The following is a 19,026-nucleotide window of genomic DNA, read 5'->3' as shown; positions in this document are numbered from 1 at the left end:
CATGCAGGTGAATATAGAAAATCAGGGCGAATACCGGAAATATATCTTTCTCAGAGAAGAAAGGTATCAATTTCAGGGTCTCCGGAATGAAAACTATATAGAATCCGAGCTCAAGGTAACACTAAGTTCCATTCAAAATGAAAAACCTGTTTTTACCGTTGAAATGCCTTTCTACAAACAATCCAATAAAGACGGCATGTACAAATGGGTGGGAGACCTGCATGAGCTTAGGGAAAAAATAGTATGCACCCTGGATGAAAACGGACAGCTGGGAAAAATTATCAACCTGACTGAAGTTCAGAATAAGTGGCGGGAAATAAAACCGAAAATCATACTGAAGCACAGGAGCGAAAAATACCGTGAAATTTTCATTAAAGGTGTAGAAGAGCTTTTGGAAGATGGTGAACAGCTAGCAGATGCTTTACGTTTTGCAATGCCTTATCAGCTTCTTTTTCCCGGCATTCATTTTAAAGAGTTTAAAAAAAACCAGGTATTAAACGGTTATCGGCAACTTCCAAATTTCATTGCTACGAAAAACGTTCCCATCATCACCGAAGAAAGAATTTCAGAATTAGAAGACGGCAGATACCAGATTGATGTAAAAGGAAGCATAGACGAAGACCGTTTCGGACAGGATAAAGTTACAGCCATGATCCGTATTTTAAAGAACCGTCCCCGTGTGCCTACCCTGCTCCAGCTTAACTATATGGAACGTTATCTGCTGGAAGAATGGCCTTGGTCTGAACAGAGTATGTGCATGAGTCTGGCACAGATTCCCGGCACATTATATCGTGAAGAAAAAAACATTTTAAAAGCTTTGCCTCATGACCATTCCACTGCTTGATATTGTATTTCAGAATGACCGCTATTACCTTCTTTTTGATCATGAAAGTTCATTAGAAACAGTAAAAGTGTCAGATATATGGTATGTTTATACAGACGGAGAATATCTGTGCACTGTTAACGGTTGTAAAATTTCAGAGGTTCTGAAAATTAATGATAAAATTGTTCTGGAAACTAAAACCAATCTTAACCTGCTGGAAAATCTTTTTAGAAAGTTTAAAAATGTAATTCTGAGGTCAAATAAAATTAATCACTAAATCATCGCATTATGGCAAAAAAATATGTACCCGAAGGTGCCTTTTTAGCTTGCGACAAAGGAACAAGCCCCTCTACCCTCCGGGTGAGCAATAATAAGAATACTACGATATACAGTGTTCCCATGGCATCGGAATTGGATTTCATTCCTTTCTTTAATATTAAACCCATGGGATTTTGTACCAATCCACTTAAATGGGCAACAGGTGCCTCATGCCTTCCCACAATCATCACAGGATGGCAGCAGCCTAAAGACGGTGTCAAAATAAACGGCAGCAGAATGCTTTTGGAAGATTCTTATTGTAATTGTATATTTGGAGGGAAGATCAATATCTTCTTTGACAGGGCAGCAGCCGTAGCATTTGGTGTGGGAGAAGGAAAAATGCCTTCCGATTATATCAAAGAAGGTTTCGACTGGGTTGCCGAGCAGAACAAAAAATCCCGTGAGGCGCGAGATCAGATCCTACCAGATTGGATGAAGCCCGTAACTGGTGTAAGCGACTGGTTCAATGATCTGGGGACCGGTTTGGTGGAAGGCGCTGTAAATGGTGTAGTTGGCTTAGGAGAAACACTTTATCAGGTCGGCCAGGATCCGGTAGGTACTGCTGAAGCACTCGGTGGAATGGTAAGCGACGGATGGAATGCTGCTACTGAAGGCGTTGGAAATGCCTGGGACTGGGCCAGCAAAGGAGACAATTGGAGCAATGCAGCAGAAGGAGCCTGGAACTGGGCCAGTGACGGTCAAAACTGGGCTGATGCAGGAAGTGCAGCCTGGCAGGGAACCAAAGATGCCGCAGGCTGGGTAGCTGAAAATCCGAGAAAAATAGGAACAACAGTAGGAGAATTTATTCCGGATGCTGCAGCTGCAGTCTACTCTGGAGGAACATCTCTGGCAGCTACTGCCGGAAAAACAGTTTTAAAAGAAGGCGCTGAAGCAGTTGTAGAAAAAACGGCCAAAGAGATCGCCGCAGAAACCGTAGAGCAAGGAGTAAAAAAAGGTGGCGATGATGTACTGGAGGCCGGAGCAAAAAAGGGAATTGCGGAAACCATGGAACAGCTCGCCAAAAAAGAAGGTGGAGATATTGCAAAGGTTATCACAAAAGAAGCAGATGAATTAGCTGCTGAAGCTGCAAAAGAAGCCGCTGAAAAAGCTGCAAAAGAGGCCGCTGAACGATGGGCGAAATTAGGATATGATGATTTGGGCACTACTGCCCCTTGTTTCCTGGCAGGAACTTTTGTTCACACAATGGATGGTTTGGTTCCTATTGAAAATATTCAAATTGGTGATACTGTATTTTGCTATGACAATATTAATAAAAGAACAATCAAGAATAAGGTAACTAATGTTTATAAAAATTGGACTGATCGTTTTATTAAAATTACTACTGATAAAGAAATAATTAATACCACATTCAAACATCTTTTCTGGATTGAAGATGAAAGGAAATGGATAACAGCTAAAGAATTAAAAACGGATATGATTTTAAAGTCATTATCCTTAAGCAATATTTTAATTAAAGAAATTGATTATCAAAACAATGTGGCAATATCAACTTTTAATATTGAAGTTGAAAATAGTCACAATTATTTTGTTGGTAATCAGGGAATCCTGGTGCACAATGATAACAAACCTTCTAAATTTGAAAGTACGGTTAAAAAACCTACTAAAATATATGAAGTTTATGATCCCAAAACAGGGAAAACTGTATACGTAGGGCAAACAGATAAACCGAATGTGGCAGACCGTTTTAAAGAACACGTAGCAGAAGGTAAAAAGAAAAGTAACCATAAGAAAGACTGGGGTAAAAAATATAAAATAAGAGAAGTCGCCAGTGGAAATTGGGATCCTTACGAGGCATCTGTTTGGGAACAGCACTATATTGATAAAAACGGTGGAAAGGCCAGCCTTCAAAATGGAAGAAATGAAATTACCAAACCAAAATTTGATAAATATAAAAATTTACATAATCCTTGTTAAATCTTAAAATATATGAGTATGAATATTAAATCTGGAACTATTTTCTCTGTAAACGTTTCATCTGACGAAAAAATTTTTGGAAGAGTTTTATTTAATGTTGATGATTATTTAGAAAAAAGTAAAAATGAGAATAATCAGAATTATTTTGATGTCTACAAAAAGTGTGTGCTGATAGAAACCTTTGGAAAAGTTGTTAAAGAATTTGATGAAACACTTTTGAAAAATGTGGCCGTTAAAAGCAGCTTTATTCCTGTCGATACTTTTTCTGATGAAGACGAATGGGAAATTACAGACCTAAATTTTCCGGTACCCTCAGAATATATAACATTTCCTGAAGTTTTAAGATTTGTCAATGGAAAAGTTTATTTCTGTGTAGGAGAAGTTACTATTGCAACTTCTTTTGATGAGGCATTTAGAGATAAATGTGGAGTTTATCCATCATTTGGAAGTGGATATTGGGAAGTTGTTGCCACGCTGGATTTTGCTGGAAGAAAAGATTTAATAGAAGATGAAGACGATATTATGGATACCTATTTTGGGGATTCAGATCTGAGAGAGAACCCCGACGTTCGAAATGAAATCTATCAGGCTATCGGAGAAGATCCAAATCTGTCTTACAATGAATTAGCCTTGAAGCACGGCTTCGATTTAAAAAGATTTTATCGCTAATTATGAATTATCAAAATACAATTTTACAAAATATACTTTGGAATTTCACTGAACAGAAGTTTTCTGATATTGAAAATTTTAGAATAGCCCTGAAAGATTATAATGAAAAGATAACGGGCAAAAAATTCTTAGAAAACCTGGACAAATCTATTCTGCAAACGGATAAAGTGGCTATACAATATGAATATTGGGACAAAAGTATTGAAGATATTATTGAGCCGGATTTTCTTTTGACTGCAAATAACGGAGAATTTTTCACTGCGGATGAACTACTGTTTAAAATTCATAATTATGTCCATGAAAAATTAAAAGAAGATGATCATCATTTTTTTGAAGGATTAGAATTATGGACTGGAGAAAATCCAAATTATCCTCATATTCCATTGTACTTCTTACAACAAGGAAGTTAATGGCATAACTTTTAAATATGTATTTTATAAAACCAGCAGAACAACAAAAAGGTTTATATTAATTAACTGGTATAATATCAATGATTTCGATAGCAAATTTCAAAAACTATTTGAAAGAGCTTTTGCTCAAAATATATACGAAGAATGGTTCGAAGAAATAGATAAAAGGTCTCGATTTGGGACCTTCTTTGTTTCCATATAATTTCGGATCATAAAACTTTAAAATCATTGCCCATCTCCAAAGAAAACAAAAATTCAACATTCAATTCCGAAGCAAACTCACCCATCATTATTCATTACACTTCAGATTAGATTTCATTGTTTGGAATTAAAACTCATTAATCATTACATAGAAATGCCCTGAATATAAGCTTTCAGGATTTCCGGAAATATTGGTGAGATTAATTGTAACACTTGAAACAGACGTCATTCTTGGATTTGAAATTGAAAAAGAAGCTGCTCCAGCAAAATCTCCCGCCGGAGACACTACAATTGCAGCTCTGGTAGATCCGGGCTGTATATTCGCAGGAATTGCAATTTCCATTGTTACAGATTTTCCGGGAGCCAAATTATTTACAGATATAGACGGCCATGCTTCAAAACTGATCTGGTTTTTCTGTACACTTCCCTTTTCGCCTAGCTTATATTGCCCGTTCACATCTATTTTAGCATTTATATTTGGTCTTCCTGTTCCGATTCCTACATTGGCATTATTATTTCCAATCACAATAGTATTGGCCTGTGAAGTCTCCGCTCCATATCCTAAAGCTGTAGAGAATTGTCCCAAGGCATTGGCACCCGATCCTACTGCTGTTGAATTCTGGTTGTTTGTCACCGCATTATATCCTATTGCTGTTTCGCTGTTGGTATTCGTTTTTGCATTGTATCCTACTGCCGTTGACTGAAATCCTGATGCAGTTGAATTTTTACCTACAGCTGTTGCATCATTGGTCGCCGTTTTTGCCCCAAATCCCAATGCAATCCACTGGAAGCCTGACGCTTCAGCATTATTCCCAACCGCTGTAGCTTCATTTACAGTTACTTTAGCGTTAAATCCTACTGCCGTTGACTGGTAACCTGAAATTTTAGTGTTAGCTCCCAAGGCTACAGACTCGTTAGCCGTAACAGAAGTATTGGTTCCGATGGCAATTCCCTGGTAAGCACTGCTGGAATTACCTAAAGCGATCCCATTCTGCGCTGCATTAGCCTCTGTTCCAAAGCTTATCGAGTTATTCACTCCCAGTCTTCCTATTGGTATGGAGTTCACTTTAAAAACAAGGTCGTCCGAAGTATTCGTTCCCAAAGAAAGGTTGGTGTTGGCACCTGCAGAATTACCGCTGTTTGTGGCAGAATTATTCCATGCAGACATCGTATTGATACCTCCTCCATTGCCGCTATATCCGTTACTGGTAGAAAGCATATTCCATTTGGATTTGTTCCAGTAATAAAAACCTGCTTCTGTCATATTTCCTGTACCGTTGTTCCAGATGATCAGTCCTTCTGCCGGATTCGGAATGGTAGTCTGGTCTGTAGATGATGCTAAAGCAATACTTGGAAGAAGCATTCCTTTGTTTTTTGAGTTGATCTGAAGCATAGCGGAAGGATCCGGATCAGGAGTTCCAATCCCCACCTGTGCCTGTGCTTGAATAATTAAAAGAAAAAAAGGAAGAAGAAGCTGAAGTCTTAGTTGATATTGCATGACAGAAATAAATAGTAGTTTATTTTTTTGAGGATGCAAATATACGAATTTTTCATAAATACGTACTTTTTTTTATCAAATCAATAAAAACACACTTATTAGTGATTAAACAAACCTTTAATCACTAATAAATGAAACGTTTCTGAACTGAGAATTCGTCTAAACCTCCAATATTACAGGAATATTTAAAGGCTATACAACCCATAATCAATTAAACAAATTATTATATCTTTAAAAAAAACATCAATAATTAAATAAAATACAGTTTATCACTGTTTAATGAAACAGCTTTCTACATGATCATTTACCATTCCGGTCGCCTGCATATGAGCATAAACTACCGTGGATCCCATAAATTTGAAACCTCTTTTTTTAAGATCTTTAGATAAAGAATCAGAAATATCTGTTACTGCAGGAACATCACTTAATGTTTTGGGATGATTATTAATGGGCTTTCCTCCTACAAAACCCCAAATATAATTTGAAAAACTTCCGAACTCCCGTTGCACTTCCTGAAACCTTTGAGCATTGGTTACCGATGCCAGAATTTTAAGGCGGTTTCTGACGATTCCTGAATTATTCATAAGTTCTTCAATTTTTTCATCATCATACTCCGCAATTTTCTTATAATTAAAGTCATCAAAAGCTTTTCTGAAATGATCTCTTTTAGAAAGAATGGTATACCAGCTCAATCCAGCCTGGAAACTTTCAAGAATCAGGAATTCAAAGATGGTTTTATCATCATAGACAGGTCTTCCCCATTCTTCATCATGATATTTCCGGTACAGGTCGTCTTTCTCACACCAGCCGCAGCGTATTGTTTCCATAACAGTAATTTTTTATACTGTACTAAAGATAATACTGATTTGGAAAAGTATAACAAAAGATTAAGAAAAATTTAACAGCAGTTCCGGGTTTTAGGAATGGTTATTGTTTATTTACTGGTACACAACAATAAAATATTACATATTATGAACAATTCAGAATACAACAAAGCGGAAGATGCAGTAAACAACACAGAAAACTCTATAAAGAATGCAGCAGACAATGCAAAATGGAAAGTTGAAGATCTGGCAGCAAAAGCAAAAGATTATATCAACGAAAAAAGAAATAATGATGAGGAAGCACAGCAAGAAGATTGGCTTGACAGAGTAAAGAATAATGCAGCTGATGCATGGGACGATATTAAAGACAAAGCCAATGACGCATGGGAAAAAACCAAAGATGCTGCAGAAGATGTAAAAGCAGAATGGAATAAGAAAACCAATTAAAATTTCAGTCAAATAAATATTTTCAAGAAAATGGAGCCTTAAATTGATAAGGCTCCATTTTTATTATGACTCAAACACAAATTATTGCTACATTTGTATTTAAATAAACATTAAAAAATTATGTCATACGGTTTACTTAAAGGCAAAAAGGGAATTATTTTTGGAGCCCTTAATGAACAATCTATCGCATGGAAAGTTGCTGAAAGATGTCATGAAGAAGGTGCTGAATTTATCTTATCCAATGCTCCTATTGCTTTGAGAATGGGAGAACTTAATGGTTTAGCCGAAAAAACGGGTTCTGAAGTAATAGGTGCAGATGCAACTTCTATTGAAGATCTGGAAAAACTTTTTGATGCTGCAACAGCAAAATTTGGAAAAATAGATTTTATTCTTCACTCTATAGGCATGTCCGTCAATGTAAGAAAAGGAAAACATTATACTGAAATGAATTACGACTGGTTGGAAAAAGGATGGGATATTTCCGCTGTTTCTTTCCACAAAGTAATGCGTGTGGCTTGGGAAAAAGACTGTATGAATGAGTGGGGAAGTATTTTGGCCCTTACTTATATCGCAGCTCAGAGAACCTTCCCGGATTATAATGATATGGCTGACAATAAAGCATATCTTGAAAGCATCACAAGATCTTTCGGAAATTACTGGGGAGCAAGAAAGGTACGTGTAAACACCATTTCTCAATCTCCTACTCCTACTACAGCAGGAAGCGGTGTGAAAGGTTTTGGAGGTTTCTTAGGCTATGCTGATGATATGTCTCCTCTAGGAAACGCTACTGCTCTGGACTGTGCTAACTACTGTGTAAGTATGTTCTCTGATCTTACTAAGAAAGTAACGATGCAGAACTTATTTCATGACGGCGGTTTCAGCAATACCGGGGTTTCTCAGAAAGTTGTTGACAAATATGACGCTGAAAGTAAAAAGTAATCAGATTATTGATATAAAAAATAAACCGGCGGCCTCTTCGAGGCCGCCGGTTCTATAAAAAATAATTAATATGAAGTTCTTATTAAGAAAGTGAGGCTGGCAGAGAGAAATTATTGTCTGAAAAACATCTTCCTTCCGAAACTTATTGTAACTCCACGAAATTAGAGGTTATACAGTAACGTCCATCTTCCAACCATCTATCGTATCCTTATAAAATAACAGTTTGTATAGAATGTGCCGGAGCAGATAATTTTGCAGCCATCCCTTCAATCCAAAGGTTGGTGTCAATATCATTTTCAGAATCATTCATAATAACGGTGACCAATTGGCCGTTTTCATTCATAAAAGTTGTTGAGGTAAGCGCTGCTCTGTTGGAAGAACTTCCGATCCTCTGGGCATTTGGCTTAATATATTTTGATACGTGGCCTACGTAATAATATTCATAAGTATAATGAACGTCTCCTGTTTTTGTATCTGCAATGATTGGCGCAAAACAGAAATTTCCGACATGGTTCGGACCTCCCGTTTCATCAAGCAAAATATTCCAGTCGGTCCATAAAGCCGTTCCTTTATTGAAATCATTAATCATATTTTTCCCATACAATTCTCCTAAGCTGACATCGTAAATTCCAGACATCTTGAACTGTTCTTTGCAGCCTTCTGTAAAAGCAAGAAATTTATCTGGAAAAGCTCTTTGGGTTTCGGCAAGATTATCAAAAAGCTGGGTTTTATTGTTCCAGGTTTCATACCAATGATACCCGATTCCGTGGGCATATTTTGAAGTTTCAGGATCGCTTAAAGTGGTGGTTGCTCTTTGATAGATCAAATCTCTGTTGTGATCCCAGATCATCACTTTCTTGTCTTTGTAACCATTTTTCCAAAGCGTTGGTCCCAGATTATTCTTAAGAAATTCTCCTTCTTCCTCTGCTGAATAAATACAGGATTCCCAGGTCTGGGTAGCCATTGGTTCATTCTGGACCGTCAGCCCCCAAATGTTAATGCCTCTTTTTTCGTATTCTTTGATGAATTTAATATAATAATCTGCCCAGGTCTGGTAATATTGGTTTTCTAATCTTCCTCCTTTATAGAGACTTTTATTGGATTTCATCCAGGCTGGCGGGCTCCATGGGGAGAAATAGAAGGTAAAATCTTTCCCTATTGCTTTCTGAGCTTCTTTGATCAACGGGATTTTATATTTCTCGTCGTGAGCAACATTGAAAGTCTTTAAAGCCATATCATTATCCTCAACGTAGGTATAAGAATCGCTGGAGAAGTCACAGGAGTTCATATTGGTGCGGACCACCGTGTATCCAAGTCCATTTTTTCCGAAATACGCATCCAGAATTTCTTTCTGCTTGTTTTTAGGCATTTTATAAAAGGTTTCTGCAGACGCATCAGTGATGGCACCACCTATTCCGATTAGTTTCTGATATTTAAAATCCGGATCTACAAAGATACAGGCATCTGTTTCTTTGGGCTGCCCGAACTTCTCAAACTTAACCGTTCCTTTATCTGCCATTTTTTCATTGGTTTTGGAGTTGGTAAGAATAACCTTTGCTGTTTTCCCTGCATTTTTCTTCCAATAGTTCTGTGCATTAGCATTCAGAAACACTCCTACTGTCAAACAGCTAACAATTAATTTTTTCATAATCTTTTCTTTCTGTTTTTGGACGTAACTGCCCTCTCTTCATTATTTATTTTGATAAACCCTTACATAGTCTATATAATATTTTTTCGGAAATATATTGTCATCAATTCCCTCTTTTCCACCCCAGAAACCGCCTACCGCCAAATTTAAAATAATAAAATAAGGCTGATCGAAAGGCCACGCTTCATAAGTTTTTTCTTTATTTTCATAGGTGAAAAACTTTTGGTCGTCAATATAGACATCAATTTTCTCCGGTGTCCAGTCTGCTTTATATACATGGAATTTCTCACTGGCGTCTTTCACCATCAGAGTATCCGTTTTTTGCGTTCCCTGAATATGATTATACTTCTTGGTATGAACCGAGGCATGAATATACCCCTGATTGAAACCCACATGTTCCATGATATCCAGTTCGCCGTCATCCGGCCATTTCTTCATATTTTCGCTCATCATCCAGATAGCCGGCCAGGTTCCGCGACCTTTGGGAAGTTTAGCCCTTACTTCTACTGTTCCGTATTGAAAGGAGAATTTGCCTTTGGTCAGAAGCCTTGCAGAAGTATACTTATTCTTCTCCCAGTTTTCTTTCCGGGCTTCAATAACAAGATTTCCACCTTCCATTCTGGCATTTTCAAGCCTGTTTTTGGTATAAAACTGAGCTTCCTGGTTTCCGTATCCATCTCCTCCTACATCATAATTCCATTTTGAGGAATCGGGAAGTCCGGCTCCGTTAAATTCATCACTCCAGATCAGTTTTCTGTTAGAATCTGTTTTATTTGAAATACAACTTACACCAGAAAAAGCTAATATTCCCGTTAAAAAATAGATGTTTATCTTGATTTTCATCCTAATTTCTTCTATACAATATTGTGCAAAGTGGCTCTGTTTTTCAATCTTCTTTAAAAATAAAATCTGGATTTACTTTGAAAGTATTTTCATCTTCATTAAAATTCACAAACCCTATTTGAGACAATTCCAACAGGATGTTTTTTAACACTTTACTTTTCTCATTATTTGTCCAATAACAAGATTTAAACTTTGGAAAATTATCTTCCGGTATCATCCCTAATTGTAATGCTAATTGATGCATTGCAATATCAGCATCAGTCCATTCCTTCATTTCCTCTTTTAATGTTCTCATTGCTTATTATTTTACCCAATTAATTCTTTTCGTCTGAACATCTTGCGAATTGGTTCCAATCATCACATCAAATTCACCGCTTTCCCAGTCGTAATTTAACTGATCGTCATAGAATTTCAGATCTTCTGTGGTCAGCTTAAAATCAACCTTTTTACTTTCGCCCTTTTTAATGAAAACTTTCTGAAAGCCTTTTAATTCTTTTACAGGTCTTACCACTTTTCCGAAAAGATCTCTGATATAGAGCTGCACCACTTCTTCACCGTCATGTTTTCCTGTATTGGTAACAGTAATGCTGATATTTAATGTTTGATTTCCTTTAAGATTTGCAGAATTTAAAACCATATCAGAATATTTAAAATCCGTATAGCTTAAACCGTAGCCAAAAGGAAATTTCGGATCATTATCCAGATCAATATAAGCTGAAACGTAATTCCTGTCGGTATTGTTTTTTGCAGGTCTTCCTGTATTGTAATGGTTGTAATAAATCGGGATCTGACCTTCGGTTCTTGGGAAACTCATGGGAAGTTTTCCACCCGGATTTACTGTTCCAAACAGAACGTCAGCAATAGAATTACCTGCTTCTGTTCCCAACCACCAATTATAAGTTATGGCAGGAATGTTGTCTGCCGCCCAGTTGAAGATCAGTGGTCTTCCGGCATTGATCATTAAGACAATTGGTTTTCCGGTTTTAGCTATTTCTTTTAATAACTCTTCCTGAACACCTGTAAAACCGATACTGCTTCTGCTTTTTGCTTCTCCGCTCATGGCATGGCCTTCACCTAAGGTCATAATCACCACATCAGCTTTTTTCGCAGTTTCTACCGCTTCTGCAAACATGGATCTGTCCTGATCGTCTACATTACATCCTTTTGCATATAATAAAGTTGATTTTTTATCGAGTTGATTTTTAATTCCGTCAAACTGAGAAATTATTCTTTGATTGTCATCTTTAAAAGCAATAGACCAGAAGCCATGATTAGCAACGGTTTCTTTTCCGAAAGGACCGATCAGGGCAACCGTTTTTATATTTTTTGAAAGCGGAAGAATATTTCCTTTATTTTTCAGAAGTACTATACTTTTGGAACCGAATTCTCTTCCGAATTTCCTGTTTTCCAGGTTATCAGTCTGCTCTTTCTGCCTTTTCTCGCTACTGAATCTATAGGGATCATCAAAAAGTCCCATCTCAAATTTCTTGGTTAAAATTCTCCCTGCGGCATCATCCACTAATTTTATATCTACTTTTCCTTCTTTAACCAGTTTCGGAAGTTCAGCCATATAAACACGACTTTCCATATCCATATCACTTCCTCCCAAAACCGCTTTTTCGGCAGCTTCGTTGGCATCTTTGGCATAGCCGTGAGGGATCATTTCCCCGATACTGCCCCAGTCTGATACTACGAAACCCTTATAATTCCATTTTCCTTTTAAAAGTTCTCTTTGGATATACTGATTAGCTGTAGCAGGAATTCCGTTGATATCGTTAAAAGAATTCATAAATGTGGCCACTCCTGCTTCAGCTGCGGCTTTGAACGGCGGCAGATAGGTTTCATTCAACTGTCGTAAACTCATATCTACGGAATTGTAATCTCGTCCTCCAATAGCTGCGCCATAGGCTGCAAAATGCTTGGCACAGGCCATTACTGCATCCAGACTTCCTAAGCCTCTGCCTTGAAATCCTTTAATTCTTGCTAACCCGATCTGCGTTCCCAGATAGGTGTCTTCACCGGAACCTTCCATCACTCTTCCCCATCTCGGATCTCTGGCAATATCTACCATCGGGGCAAAAGTCCAGTGGATGCCATAAGCTGCTGCTTCTGTTGCTGCAATTCTTTCAGATTTCTCTATTAACCCAAGATCCCAGCTTGCTGCCTGGCCTAAATTAACAGGAAAAGTAGTTCTGTAACCGTGAATAACATCCTGTCCGAAAAGTAATGGTATTTTTAATCTGGATTGTTGGGCCAATTTCTGGAAAGATCTTGTTTCTTGGGCTCCGGCTACATTGAGCATGGAGCCTACTTTTCCTTTTTTTATTTCTTCTAAAACTGCTGCAGAATTGGACTTCTGAGGCCCGGTGGCATATTCAAATCCGCTGTACTGAACCATCTGTCCTACCTTTTCTTCCAGTATCATTTTAGACAGCAGCTCTGCCACTTTCTGGTCAATCGTCTTCTGCCCGTAAGCATTCATTCCTAAGGCTGAAAATGCGAGTAAGAAATAAACTTTTTTCATGATATTAAATTAAAAAACATAAGTCGCTGCGGAATTTCCTGATAAGTTTACCGGAGCAGTCTTTCCGTTATATTTGATATTAAAACTTTCATCTGTACTGTTTCCATTCTGGATAATGAGTACCGTTTTTCCGGCCGGAGTTTTAAATGCTGCCGTAGAAAGTGTTTCTGTCTGTGTGGAAGCAATGCGCTGAGAACCTGCAGGCACAAATTTGGAAGCATGTGCAATGATGTAGTAGGAAACATTTCTGGTAAAATTCTCGCTGTCCGAAACCGTTATTGCTCCCTTACATTCTGTACAACCACCATCTGTATGAGGTTTATACTGTGGATCATTGGCCACATTCCATTCCAAAGCAATACTGCTCCAGTTTCTCATTGATCCGATAACTACATTTTTGACGTGCCAGTTCAGATCTTCGTTAAAAGTTCCTTTCGATCCTGTCCACTGCTCGGTAAAATACAATTTTTTATCGGGAAATGCGTTGTGAACGGTGCTTAAAGCTGAAATATCCCCTTCGTACAGATGGAAAGCTGAGCCGTCAATATATGGATTAGCTTCAGTATCTTTCAGAATATCAATGGCATATTCAGGTTTATTGCAGTTATGGTCATAAACTACAATTTTTGTTTTAATATTATTGGATTTAAACACCGGACCTAAATGACCTTTGATAAAATCTCTCTGCTGCTCAGACGGCATAAAAAGACTCGGATTGTTTCCGGGATGAAGAGGTTCGTTCTGTGGCGTGATCGCATCAATGGTAATTCCCTCCTTTTTCATACCCTGGATATATTTTACAAAATATTCTGCATAAACCTTATAAAATTCAGGTTTTAAACTTCCTCCTTTTGATTTTCCATTATCTTTCATCCAAACCGGAGGTGACCAAGGTGCTGCAATGATCTTGATTTTAGGATTGATTGCAAGAATTTCTTTCAGCATAGCAATCAGATCTTTGTCATTAACTAGACTGAATTTTGAAAGACTCGGGTCAGTATGTCCTTCCGGAAGGTCATCGTAAGAGAAAACTCTACCGTCGAGATCGGAAGCTCCGATGCTTAACCGGAGATAGCTAATGGAAATAGAGTTTTTATCTTTTCCAAAGAGTTCGTCCAGCAAGGCTTTTCTTTTTGAAGGTGAAAGTCTGTTAATTACTTCAACACTACCCCCTGTAAGGGTATATCCAAAACCGTCAACATATTGAAACTTCTGAGTAGCATCAATTTCAATATTCTGCCAGTTATTGGCGTTCTCCACAAATCTGACAGGAGTCTGCTGCTGTAATTTTATACTTTCATTGCCTTTGGTAAGCCATGATTGAACATCACTTTCTTTACCTGCCCCAACGGATGTGCATGATAAAGGAAAAAAGTACCACGCCGCAAAGCAGCGCGGTACCTTTAAAAAAGAAACTATATAAACTGTGAAACTTCATGTTTAGTAGCCTGGGTTTTGCTTTAAAGCTGTATTTGTCAGTTCGTTAAACGGAATTGGAAGAACTTCATTCTTACCGGATTTAAATCCTCTTGTTGCCAGTTTCGCAGGAGCATCACCCCATCTGACAAGGTCAAACCACCTGTGTCCTTCTCCTGCAAGTTCTCTTCTTCTTTCATCTTTAACAGCCTGTAATGTAGCAGGGATAGATGACAATCCTACTCTAGATCTTACTGCATCCAACAAGACCTGGGCTCTTGCCCCTGAGCCTCCCAATGCCTCAGCTTCCATCAGGTAGGTGTCTGCCAGTCTTATAGCAATATAGTTTTGCTGAAAGTTCAACTCAGCATTACCTCCACCGGTTGTCACATCACTTGTTCTCGGAAGGTATTTATTGAGGAAATATCCAGAATCTTTATAGCCCGGAGAATATACAATCTTATTTTCTGCCTTTAATTTTTTAGCATTGAAGATGGTGGCATCAAGTCGTGGGTCGTTCTGCATAAAATTAAAGAGATCATCCGTTACCGGATTGAAGCCCCAACCCGAATAGATACTTGGTGCATCGTTGTTAGGTATATTGGTATTACGTCCGTATGATATAATTCCCAACATTACGTTAATTGAATTTCCCTCATCTTTACCTTGTCCCCAAAAATCCCACACAGAATTACCTGTATTCGTATGCATTACTTCAAGAATAGATTCTGTTGTAAATTTATTGCTTACTTTCCATAAATCTGCAAAATTCTGAACCAGTTGATATCCGTACTGATTGGCCTGTCCTGGAATCCCGTTGACCATCTGCAACTGCTCTGCTGCTAAAGCATTTTTTTTGTCATAAAGATAGATTTTTCCTAAAATAGCTCTTGCCGAACCTTGCGTAATTCTTCCTGTTTCCGCTTTATTTCCTGAGGGAATGGAGACAGGTAAATCATTTATAGAAGCTAGAATATCAGTTTCTATCTGGTTATATATTACTTTAGGATCTTCCTGTTTAATATTATAATAATCATCATTAAACTGGATGGGCTTTAATATCATTGGTATGTTCCCAAATATCCTTACGAGCTCAAAGTAATATAGGGATCTTAGAACTTTAGCTTCTGCAATAAATCTTTTTCTTTTCTGATCATCCATATCAGCATTTGGAATTCTTTCTAATAAAAGGTTAGCTTTTGCAATTCCCTGATAATAATCTTTCCAGTAGCTTGGAGGCATGATTACGGCATTAATCGTATAATTTGAGAATCCCTGGATTCCTGCTCCATCTGTAGAGCTCCCTCCACCAGAATAAAAGTCATCTGATGCAGCGTTGAAAAAGGTCACTTCATTCTCAAATCCACCTGAATATTTCCTAAGCATATCGTAAACAGCAATAAGACCGCTGAAAGACTGCTCTTCATTTTTAAAATAATTGTCTGTATCGAATGTCCCTGTATTTTTTACATCTTCAAGATTACTGTCGTTACAGGAAACAGCCCCGAAACTCATTCCGGTAAGCATTAAAACAGATATGCTTTTATAGATAAGTCTTTTGTTTTTCATTTTTCTTAATTAAAATTGAACGTTAGCACCAAAAAGGAATGTTCTTGCTTGCGGATAATATGCTCTATCCACACCAAATGTATCATTTCCGGCAATTTCCGGATCATAGCCTGTGTATTTTGTAAATGTTACAAGATTCTCACCTGTAACATAGAATCTTATTTTATTTGCTCCAATGGTTTTTGCAACTTCTACCGGAAGTGTATAACCCACCTGTACCAATTTAAGACGAAGATAATCACCCTTTTGAAGGTAGTAATTAGACATTCTTGTATAATTCTGGTTAGGATCATCCTGAGTGACTCTTGCTACCATATTTGATGTCCCTTCTCCAGTCCATCTGTCCAGGATTGTTGTCTGGTAATTGGCATCCTGAATATCAAGTCTTCTTAACCCTTGGAAAATTTTGTTTCCTGCTTGACCTTGTGCAAATATCATTACATCAAAGTTTTTGTAATTCATATTTAGAGTAAGACCAAAAGTGTATTTCGGAACTGAATTTCCAAGGTTTACATAATCATTCTCATCGATCTTCCCGTCTCCGTTAGCATCCAGCCTTTTGAAGTCTCCTGGTTTTGCATTAGGCTGGATCAGGTTTCCGCTACCATCTTTGTAAGCATTAACTTCTGCCTGATTCTGGAAAACACCTAAATTCTGAAATCCATAGAATGCTCCATAGGAAGATCCCACCTGCAGCCTTGAAACAGCACCCATTGACTGGAACGATGCAAAGGGCACATATAACTTGTCTCCTTCCAGTCTGGTAATTTCATTTTTAAGGTAACTGAAGTTTCCATTAGCAGAAAATCCGAAATCCCCCCAGGACTTTTTATATCCTAAAGTAACTTCTATCCCATCATTGTTCATATCACCAATATTTCTCCATGGATCTTTTACAAGCCCCAAATAACCGGGAAGTTCAATTCTTCTTAAGATATCTGTACTTTTCTTTCTGTAAACATCCACAGATAAATCAAAATTTCTAAAAAGCTTGATATCAGCTGCTATATTGATTTGCGATGTCTTTTCCCATCTCAGTTCAGGGTTCTCTAATGTACTTGGTGCATATCCGATATGAATAATATTATCACCAAAGGTATAGTTGCTTCCTGGAGACAAGAAATTGGCAAACTGAAAATCATCAATAGCATCATTCCCCAAAATTCCGTATCCACCCCTTAGCTTGAAGCTGTTGACAACTTTATTTTCAGGCCAGAAGCTCTCGTTGGATAAATTCCACCCCAAAGACATTGCCGGGAAATTTCCCCAGTGATAATCTCTGGCAAATTTTGAGGACCCGTCTCTTCGTATTGTTCCTGTAAATAGATATTTATTGTTATAGTCATATACAACCCTTGCGAAATAAGAAGTTTTATGGGTTTCTTTTCCGTCCCAAGCGTTGGTCAACCTGTCTGTTTGAGGAATCTCAAAGTTAAATGATGCATCTTCCCAGTTGTTGGTAGGAAGATTCTTATACGTTGTATTCTGACCCGAAGAGATATTGTACTCATAATATCCCTGCCCTAGCAATACGTTTAAGTTATGCTCCCCAAACTTATTCTGATAAGTAAGCGTATTTTCTGTACTCCATTCAAATTTTTTATCGGTCTGTCTGAATAAATTATTAAAATCAGTCTTATTGGCAGGTCCTAAATAATATTTAGGGGTAAAAGCCTGTTCACCCCAATAGGATAATTTCCCATTCATACTTGACTTAAAAGTGAAGTTTTTGTTGAATTTTAATTCAGCAAATACATTTGCTACCATATCATCACTCCATTTGTATCTTCCCATCTGTGTTTTTTTAAACGCAATTGGGTTAGACATTTCTTTGTTTACACGACTTGAAATTCCATATGGATTTCCATTTTCATCCCGTACAAGTGATCCCATAATATCGGGATTGTTATATGGATTTGTAGCAAGCATAGCAGGATCAGTGACTACTACAGGCGTAAGCGGATCCATATTTATAGCCGAACTTAGTGGGCCTCCAAATTCTCCATTTTCATTAATCCCCTGGGATTTCGTATGTGTATAAGCGAAGGTCTGCCCTACCGTTAAAAAATCAAATATTTTATGATTTGAATTCAGTCTTGCATTCAGTCTTTTATAATAAGAAATATCTCTCATTACTATACCTTCCTGATCATAGTAACCAAATGAAGAGTAATAAGTAGATTTATCATTCCCTCCGCTGATGCTGAACTCGTGAGAGGTACGCTGCGCCGAATTAAATATTTCTTTTTGCCAATCTGTTCCTTGCCCATAACCTGAAGGATTGGCGAAAACAGGATTACGTCCGTCGTTTACGTTGGCTTCATTAATAATTGTTGCATATTGAGCTGCATTGAGTAAGTCGAGTTTTTTAGAGGCACTTCCAACACCTAGAAATCCGTTATAAGAAACATTAAGACGTCCTTTTACCCCTTTTTTAGTTGTAATCAGAACCACTCCTTTTGCTGCAGAAACTCCGTAGATAGCAGCAGAGGCTCCATCCTTAAGAATTTCCATCCCTTCAATATCAGACTGATTCAGCCATCCAATGTTGTCAACTACAATTCCATCCACTACCCATAGAGGGTCGTTACTTCCTGCTCCAAAACTGGTAATACCACGGACACGGATGGTAGCTTTTGAACCGGGCTGTCCCGAATTTGAAATCACTGTGACACCTGCTGCCCTTCCTTGAAGAACCTGCTCGGGTCTTCCAGCCGGCACATTTTCAATATCCTTTGCTTTAACGCTGGAAATAGCTCCTGTCACATTGCTTTTTTTCTGGCTGCCGTAACCAATCATTACCACCTCCTCTATTTTATTCTCTTTCGGAACGGTATCGTTTACCGTAGTAGTCTGCGCACTGAAATTGGCTGTAAAATACAGCACGGCAACCAATCCCAGACTTCTTGATATTCTTAGATTCATATACAGTTATTTTTTTAATTCTCAAATTGAGACAATA

Annotated in this window: 16 protein-coding genes; 7 read left to right on the top strand and 9 right to left on the bottom strand. The window is 37.8% G+C overall.

Annotated elements, in window-relative coordinates; translation table 11 throughout:
- The first annotated feature begins 1 nt into the window (after position 1).
- Genes QF044_RS06850 through QF044_RS06830 form a run of 5 tightly spaced genes read left to right on the top strand, consistent with a single transcriptional unit; the run spans position 2 to position 4,155 of the window.
- The gene (locus tag QF044_RS06850; protein ID WP_307265313.1) at positions 2 to 844 is read left to right on the top strand and encodes a hypothetical protein; all 843 of its coding nucleotides are present in this window, start codon (positions 2 to 4) and stop codon (positions 842 to 844) included.
- Positions 825 to 1,100 carry a hypothetical protein gene (locus QF044_RS06845; protein ID WP_307265310.1) on the top strand — a complete coding sequence of 92 codons (276 nt, stop codon included), beginning with the start codon at positions 825 to 827 and terminating at the stop codon, positions 1,098 to 1,100. Before QF044_RS06850 ends, QF044_RS06845 begins: the two co-directional genes overlap by 20 nt.
- A gap of 11 nt (positions 1,101 to 1,111) precedes the next feature.
- Positions 1,112 to 3,076, top strand: a complete 1,965-nt coding sequence (locus QF044_RS06840; protein WP_307265306.1) for a PAAR-like protein — start codon at positions 1,112 to 1,114, stop codon at positions 3,074 to 3,076.
- Positions 3,077 to 3,094: 18 nt separating this feature from the next.
- On the top strand, positions 3,095 to 3,745 hold the full coding sequence (locus QF044_RS06835) for a hypothetical protein (protein ID WP_307265304.1): 651 nt from the start codon (positions 3,095 to 3,097) through the stop codon (positions 3,743 to 3,745).
- 2 nt (positions 3,746 to 3,747) lie between these two features.
- On the top strand, positions 3,748 to 4,155 hold the full coding sequence (locus QF044_RS06830; RefSeq protein ID WP_307265303.1) for a hypothetical protein: 408 nt from the start codon (positions 3,748 to 3,750) through the stop codon (positions 4,153 to 4,155).
- Between the two features lie 328 nt (positions 4,156 to 4,483).
- On the opposite strand, the gene QF044_RS06825 is transcribed toward QF044_RS06830, so the two are convergent.
- Positions 4,484 to 5,854, bottom strand: coding sequence for a hypothetical protein (locus QF044_RS06825; RefSeq protein WP_307265301.1), 1,371 nt, complete (start codon positions 5,852 to 5,854; stop codon positions 4,484 to 4,486).
- A 269-nt stretch (positions 5,855 to 6,123) separates the two neighbouring features.
- Positions 6,124 to 6,681: a DNA-3-methyladenine glycosylase I gene (locus QF044_RS06820; RefSeq protein WP_307265298.1), complete on the bottom strand. Its 558-nt coding sequence runs from the start codon at positions 6,679 to 6,681 to the stop codon at positions 6,124 to 6,126.
- A gap of 144 nt (positions 6,682 to 6,825) precedes the next feature.
- Here QF044_RS06820 and QF044_RS06815 point away from each other — a divergent pair, with 144 nt between their 5' ends.
- Positions 6,826 to 7,125, top strand: coding sequence for a hypothetical protein (locus tag QF044_RS06815; RefSeq protein ID WP_307265295.1), 300 nt, complete (start codon positions 6,826 to 6,828; stop codon positions 7,123 to 7,125).
- Positions 7,126 to 7,245: 120 nt separating this feature from the next.
- Positions 7,246 to 8,064, top strand: a complete 819-nt coding sequence (locus QF044_RS06810) for an enoyl-ACP reductase (protein WP_307265293.1) — start codon at positions 7,246 to 7,248, stop codon at positions 8,062 to 8,064.
- Between the two features lie 208 nt (positions 8,065 to 8,272).
- Here QF044_RS06810 and QF044_RS06805 read toward each other — a convergent pair whose 3' ends face one another.
- The 7 genes from QF044_RS06805 to QF044_RS06775 all read right to left on the bottom strand — a co-directional run bounded on the left by QF044_RS06805 (position 8,273) and on the right by QF044_RS06775 (position 18,989).
- Complete coding sequence (locus QF044_RS06805) at positions 8,273 to 9,712, bottom strand: glycoside hydrolase family 30 protein (RefSeq protein ID WP_307265290.1); 1,440 nt, start codon at positions 9,710 to 9,712, stop codon at positions 8,273 to 8,275.
- 42 nt (positions 9,713 to 9,754) lie between these two features.
- The gene (locus QF044_RS06800; RefSeq protein WP_307265287.1) at positions 9,755 to 10,555 is read right to left on the bottom strand and encodes a glycoside hydrolase family 16 protein; all 801 of its coding nucleotides are present in this window, start codon (positions 10,553 to 10,555) and stop codon (positions 9,755 to 9,757) included.
- Between the two features lie 43 nt (positions 10,556 to 10,598).
- On the bottom strand, positions 10,599 to 10,850 hold the full coding sequence (locus QF044_RS06795; protein WP_307265285.1) for a hypothetical protein: 252 nt from the start codon (positions 10,848 to 10,850) through the stop codon (positions 10,599 to 10,601).
- 6 nt (positions 10,851 to 10,856) lie between these two features.
- Complete coding sequence (locus QF044_RS06790; protein WP_307265283.1) at positions 10,857 to 13,079, bottom strand: glycoside hydrolase family 3 N-terminal domain-containing protein; 2,223 nt, start codon at positions 13,077 to 13,079, stop codon at positions 10,857 to 10,859.
- 9 nt (positions 13,080 to 13,088) lie between these two features.
- The gene (locus QF044_RS06785; RefSeq protein WP_307265280.1) at positions 13,089 to 14,339 is read right to left on the bottom strand and encodes a glycoside hydrolase family 30 beta sandwich domain-containing protein; all 1,251 of its coding nucleotides are present in this window, start codon (positions 14,337 to 14,339) and stop codon (positions 13,089 to 13,091) included.
- Between the two features lie 180 nt (positions 14,340 to 14,519).
- Positions 14,520 to 16,064 carry a RagB/SusD family nutrient uptake outer membrane protein gene (locus QF044_RS06780; protein WP_307265278.1) on the bottom strand — a complete coding sequence of 515 codons (1,545 nt, stop codon included), beginning with the start codon at positions 16,062 to 16,064 and terminating at the stop codon, positions 14,520 to 14,522.
- A gap of 9 nt (positions 16,065 to 16,073) precedes the next feature.
- Positions 16,074 to 18,989 carry a TonB-dependent receptor gene (locus tag QF044_RS06775; protein ID WP_307265275.1) on the bottom strand — a complete coding sequence of 972 codons (2,916 nt, stop codon included), beginning with the start codon at positions 18,987 to 18,989 and terminating at the stop codon, positions 16,074 to 16,076.
- Positions 18,990 to 19,026: the final 37 nt, after the last annotated feature.

Origin of the sequence: Chryseobacterium sp. W4I1, assembly GCF_030816115.1 — a bacterium.
GTDB lineage: Bacteria > Bacteroidota > Bacteroidia > Flavobacteriales > Weeksellaceae > Chryseobacterium.
The sequence above is the reverse complement of the archived record's forward strand: the minus strand, read 5'-3'. Positions and strand labels throughout refer to the sequence as shown.

What these genes read in the sequence shown, in the direction of transcription:
- QF044_RS06850 (WP_307265313.1), top strand. Translation starts at nt 2, where the DNA reads ATGCAGGTGAATATAGAAAATCAGGGCGAATACCGGAAATATATCTTT.
- QF044_RS06845 (WP_307265310.1), top strand. Translation starts at nt 825, where the DNA reads ATGACCATTCCACTGCTTGATATTGTATTTCAGAATGACCGCTATTAC.
- QF044_RS06840 (WP_307265306.1), top strand. Translation starts at nt 1,112, where the DNA reads ATGGCAAAAAAATATGTACCCGAAGGTGCCTTTTTAGCTTGCGACAAA.
- QF044_RS06835 (WP_307265304.1), top strand. Translation starts at nt 3,095, where the DNA reads ATGAATATTAAATCTGGAACTATTTTCTCTGTAAACGTTTCATCTGAC.
- QF044_RS06830 (WP_307265303.1), top strand. Translation starts at nt 3,748, where the DNA reads ATGAATTATCAAAATACAATTTTACAAAATATACTTTGGAATTTCACT.
- QF044_RS06825 (WP_307265301.1), bottom strand. Translation starts at nt 5,854, where the DNA reads ATGCAATATCAACTAAGACTTCAGCTTCTTCTTCCTTTTTTTCTTTTA.
- QF044_RS06820 (WP_307265298.1), bottom strand. Translation starts at nt 6,681, where the DNA reads ATGGAAACAATACGCTGCGGCTGGTGTGAGAAAGACGACCTGTACCGG.
- QF044_RS06815 (WP_307265295.1), top strand. Translation starts at nt 6,826, where the DNA reads ATGAACAATTCAGAATACAACAAAGCGGAAGATGCAGTAAACAACACA.
- QF044_RS06810 (WP_307265293.1), top strand. Translation starts at nt 7,246, where the DNA reads ATGTCATACGGTTTACTTAAAGGCAAAAAGGGAATTATTTTTGGAGCC.
- QF044_RS06805 (WP_307265290.1), bottom strand. Translation starts at nt 9,712, where the DNA reads ATGAAAAAATTAATTGTTAGCTGTTTGACAGTAGGAGTGTTTCTGAAT.
- QF044_RS06800 (WP_307265287.1), bottom strand. Translation starts at nt 10,555, where the DNA reads ATGAAAATCAAGATAAACATCTATTTTTTAACGGGAATATTAGCTTTT.
- QF044_RS06795 (WP_307265285.1), bottom strand. Translation starts at nt 10,850, where the DNA reads ATGAGAACATTAAAAGAGGAAATGAAGGAATGGACTGATGCTGATATT.
- QF044_RS06790 (WP_307265283.1), bottom strand. Translation starts at nt 13,079, where the DNA reads ATGAAAAAAGTTTATTTCTTACTCGCATTTTCAGCCTTAGGAATGAAT.
- QF044_RS06780 (WP_307265278.1), bottom strand. Translation starts at nt 16,064, where the DNA reads ATGAAAAACAAAAGACTTATCTATAAAAGCATATCTGTTTTAATGCTT.
- QF044_RS06775 (WP_307265275.1), bottom strand. Translation starts at nt 18,989, where the DNA reads ATGAATCTAAGAATATCAAGAAGTCTGGGATTGGTTGCCGTGCTGTAT.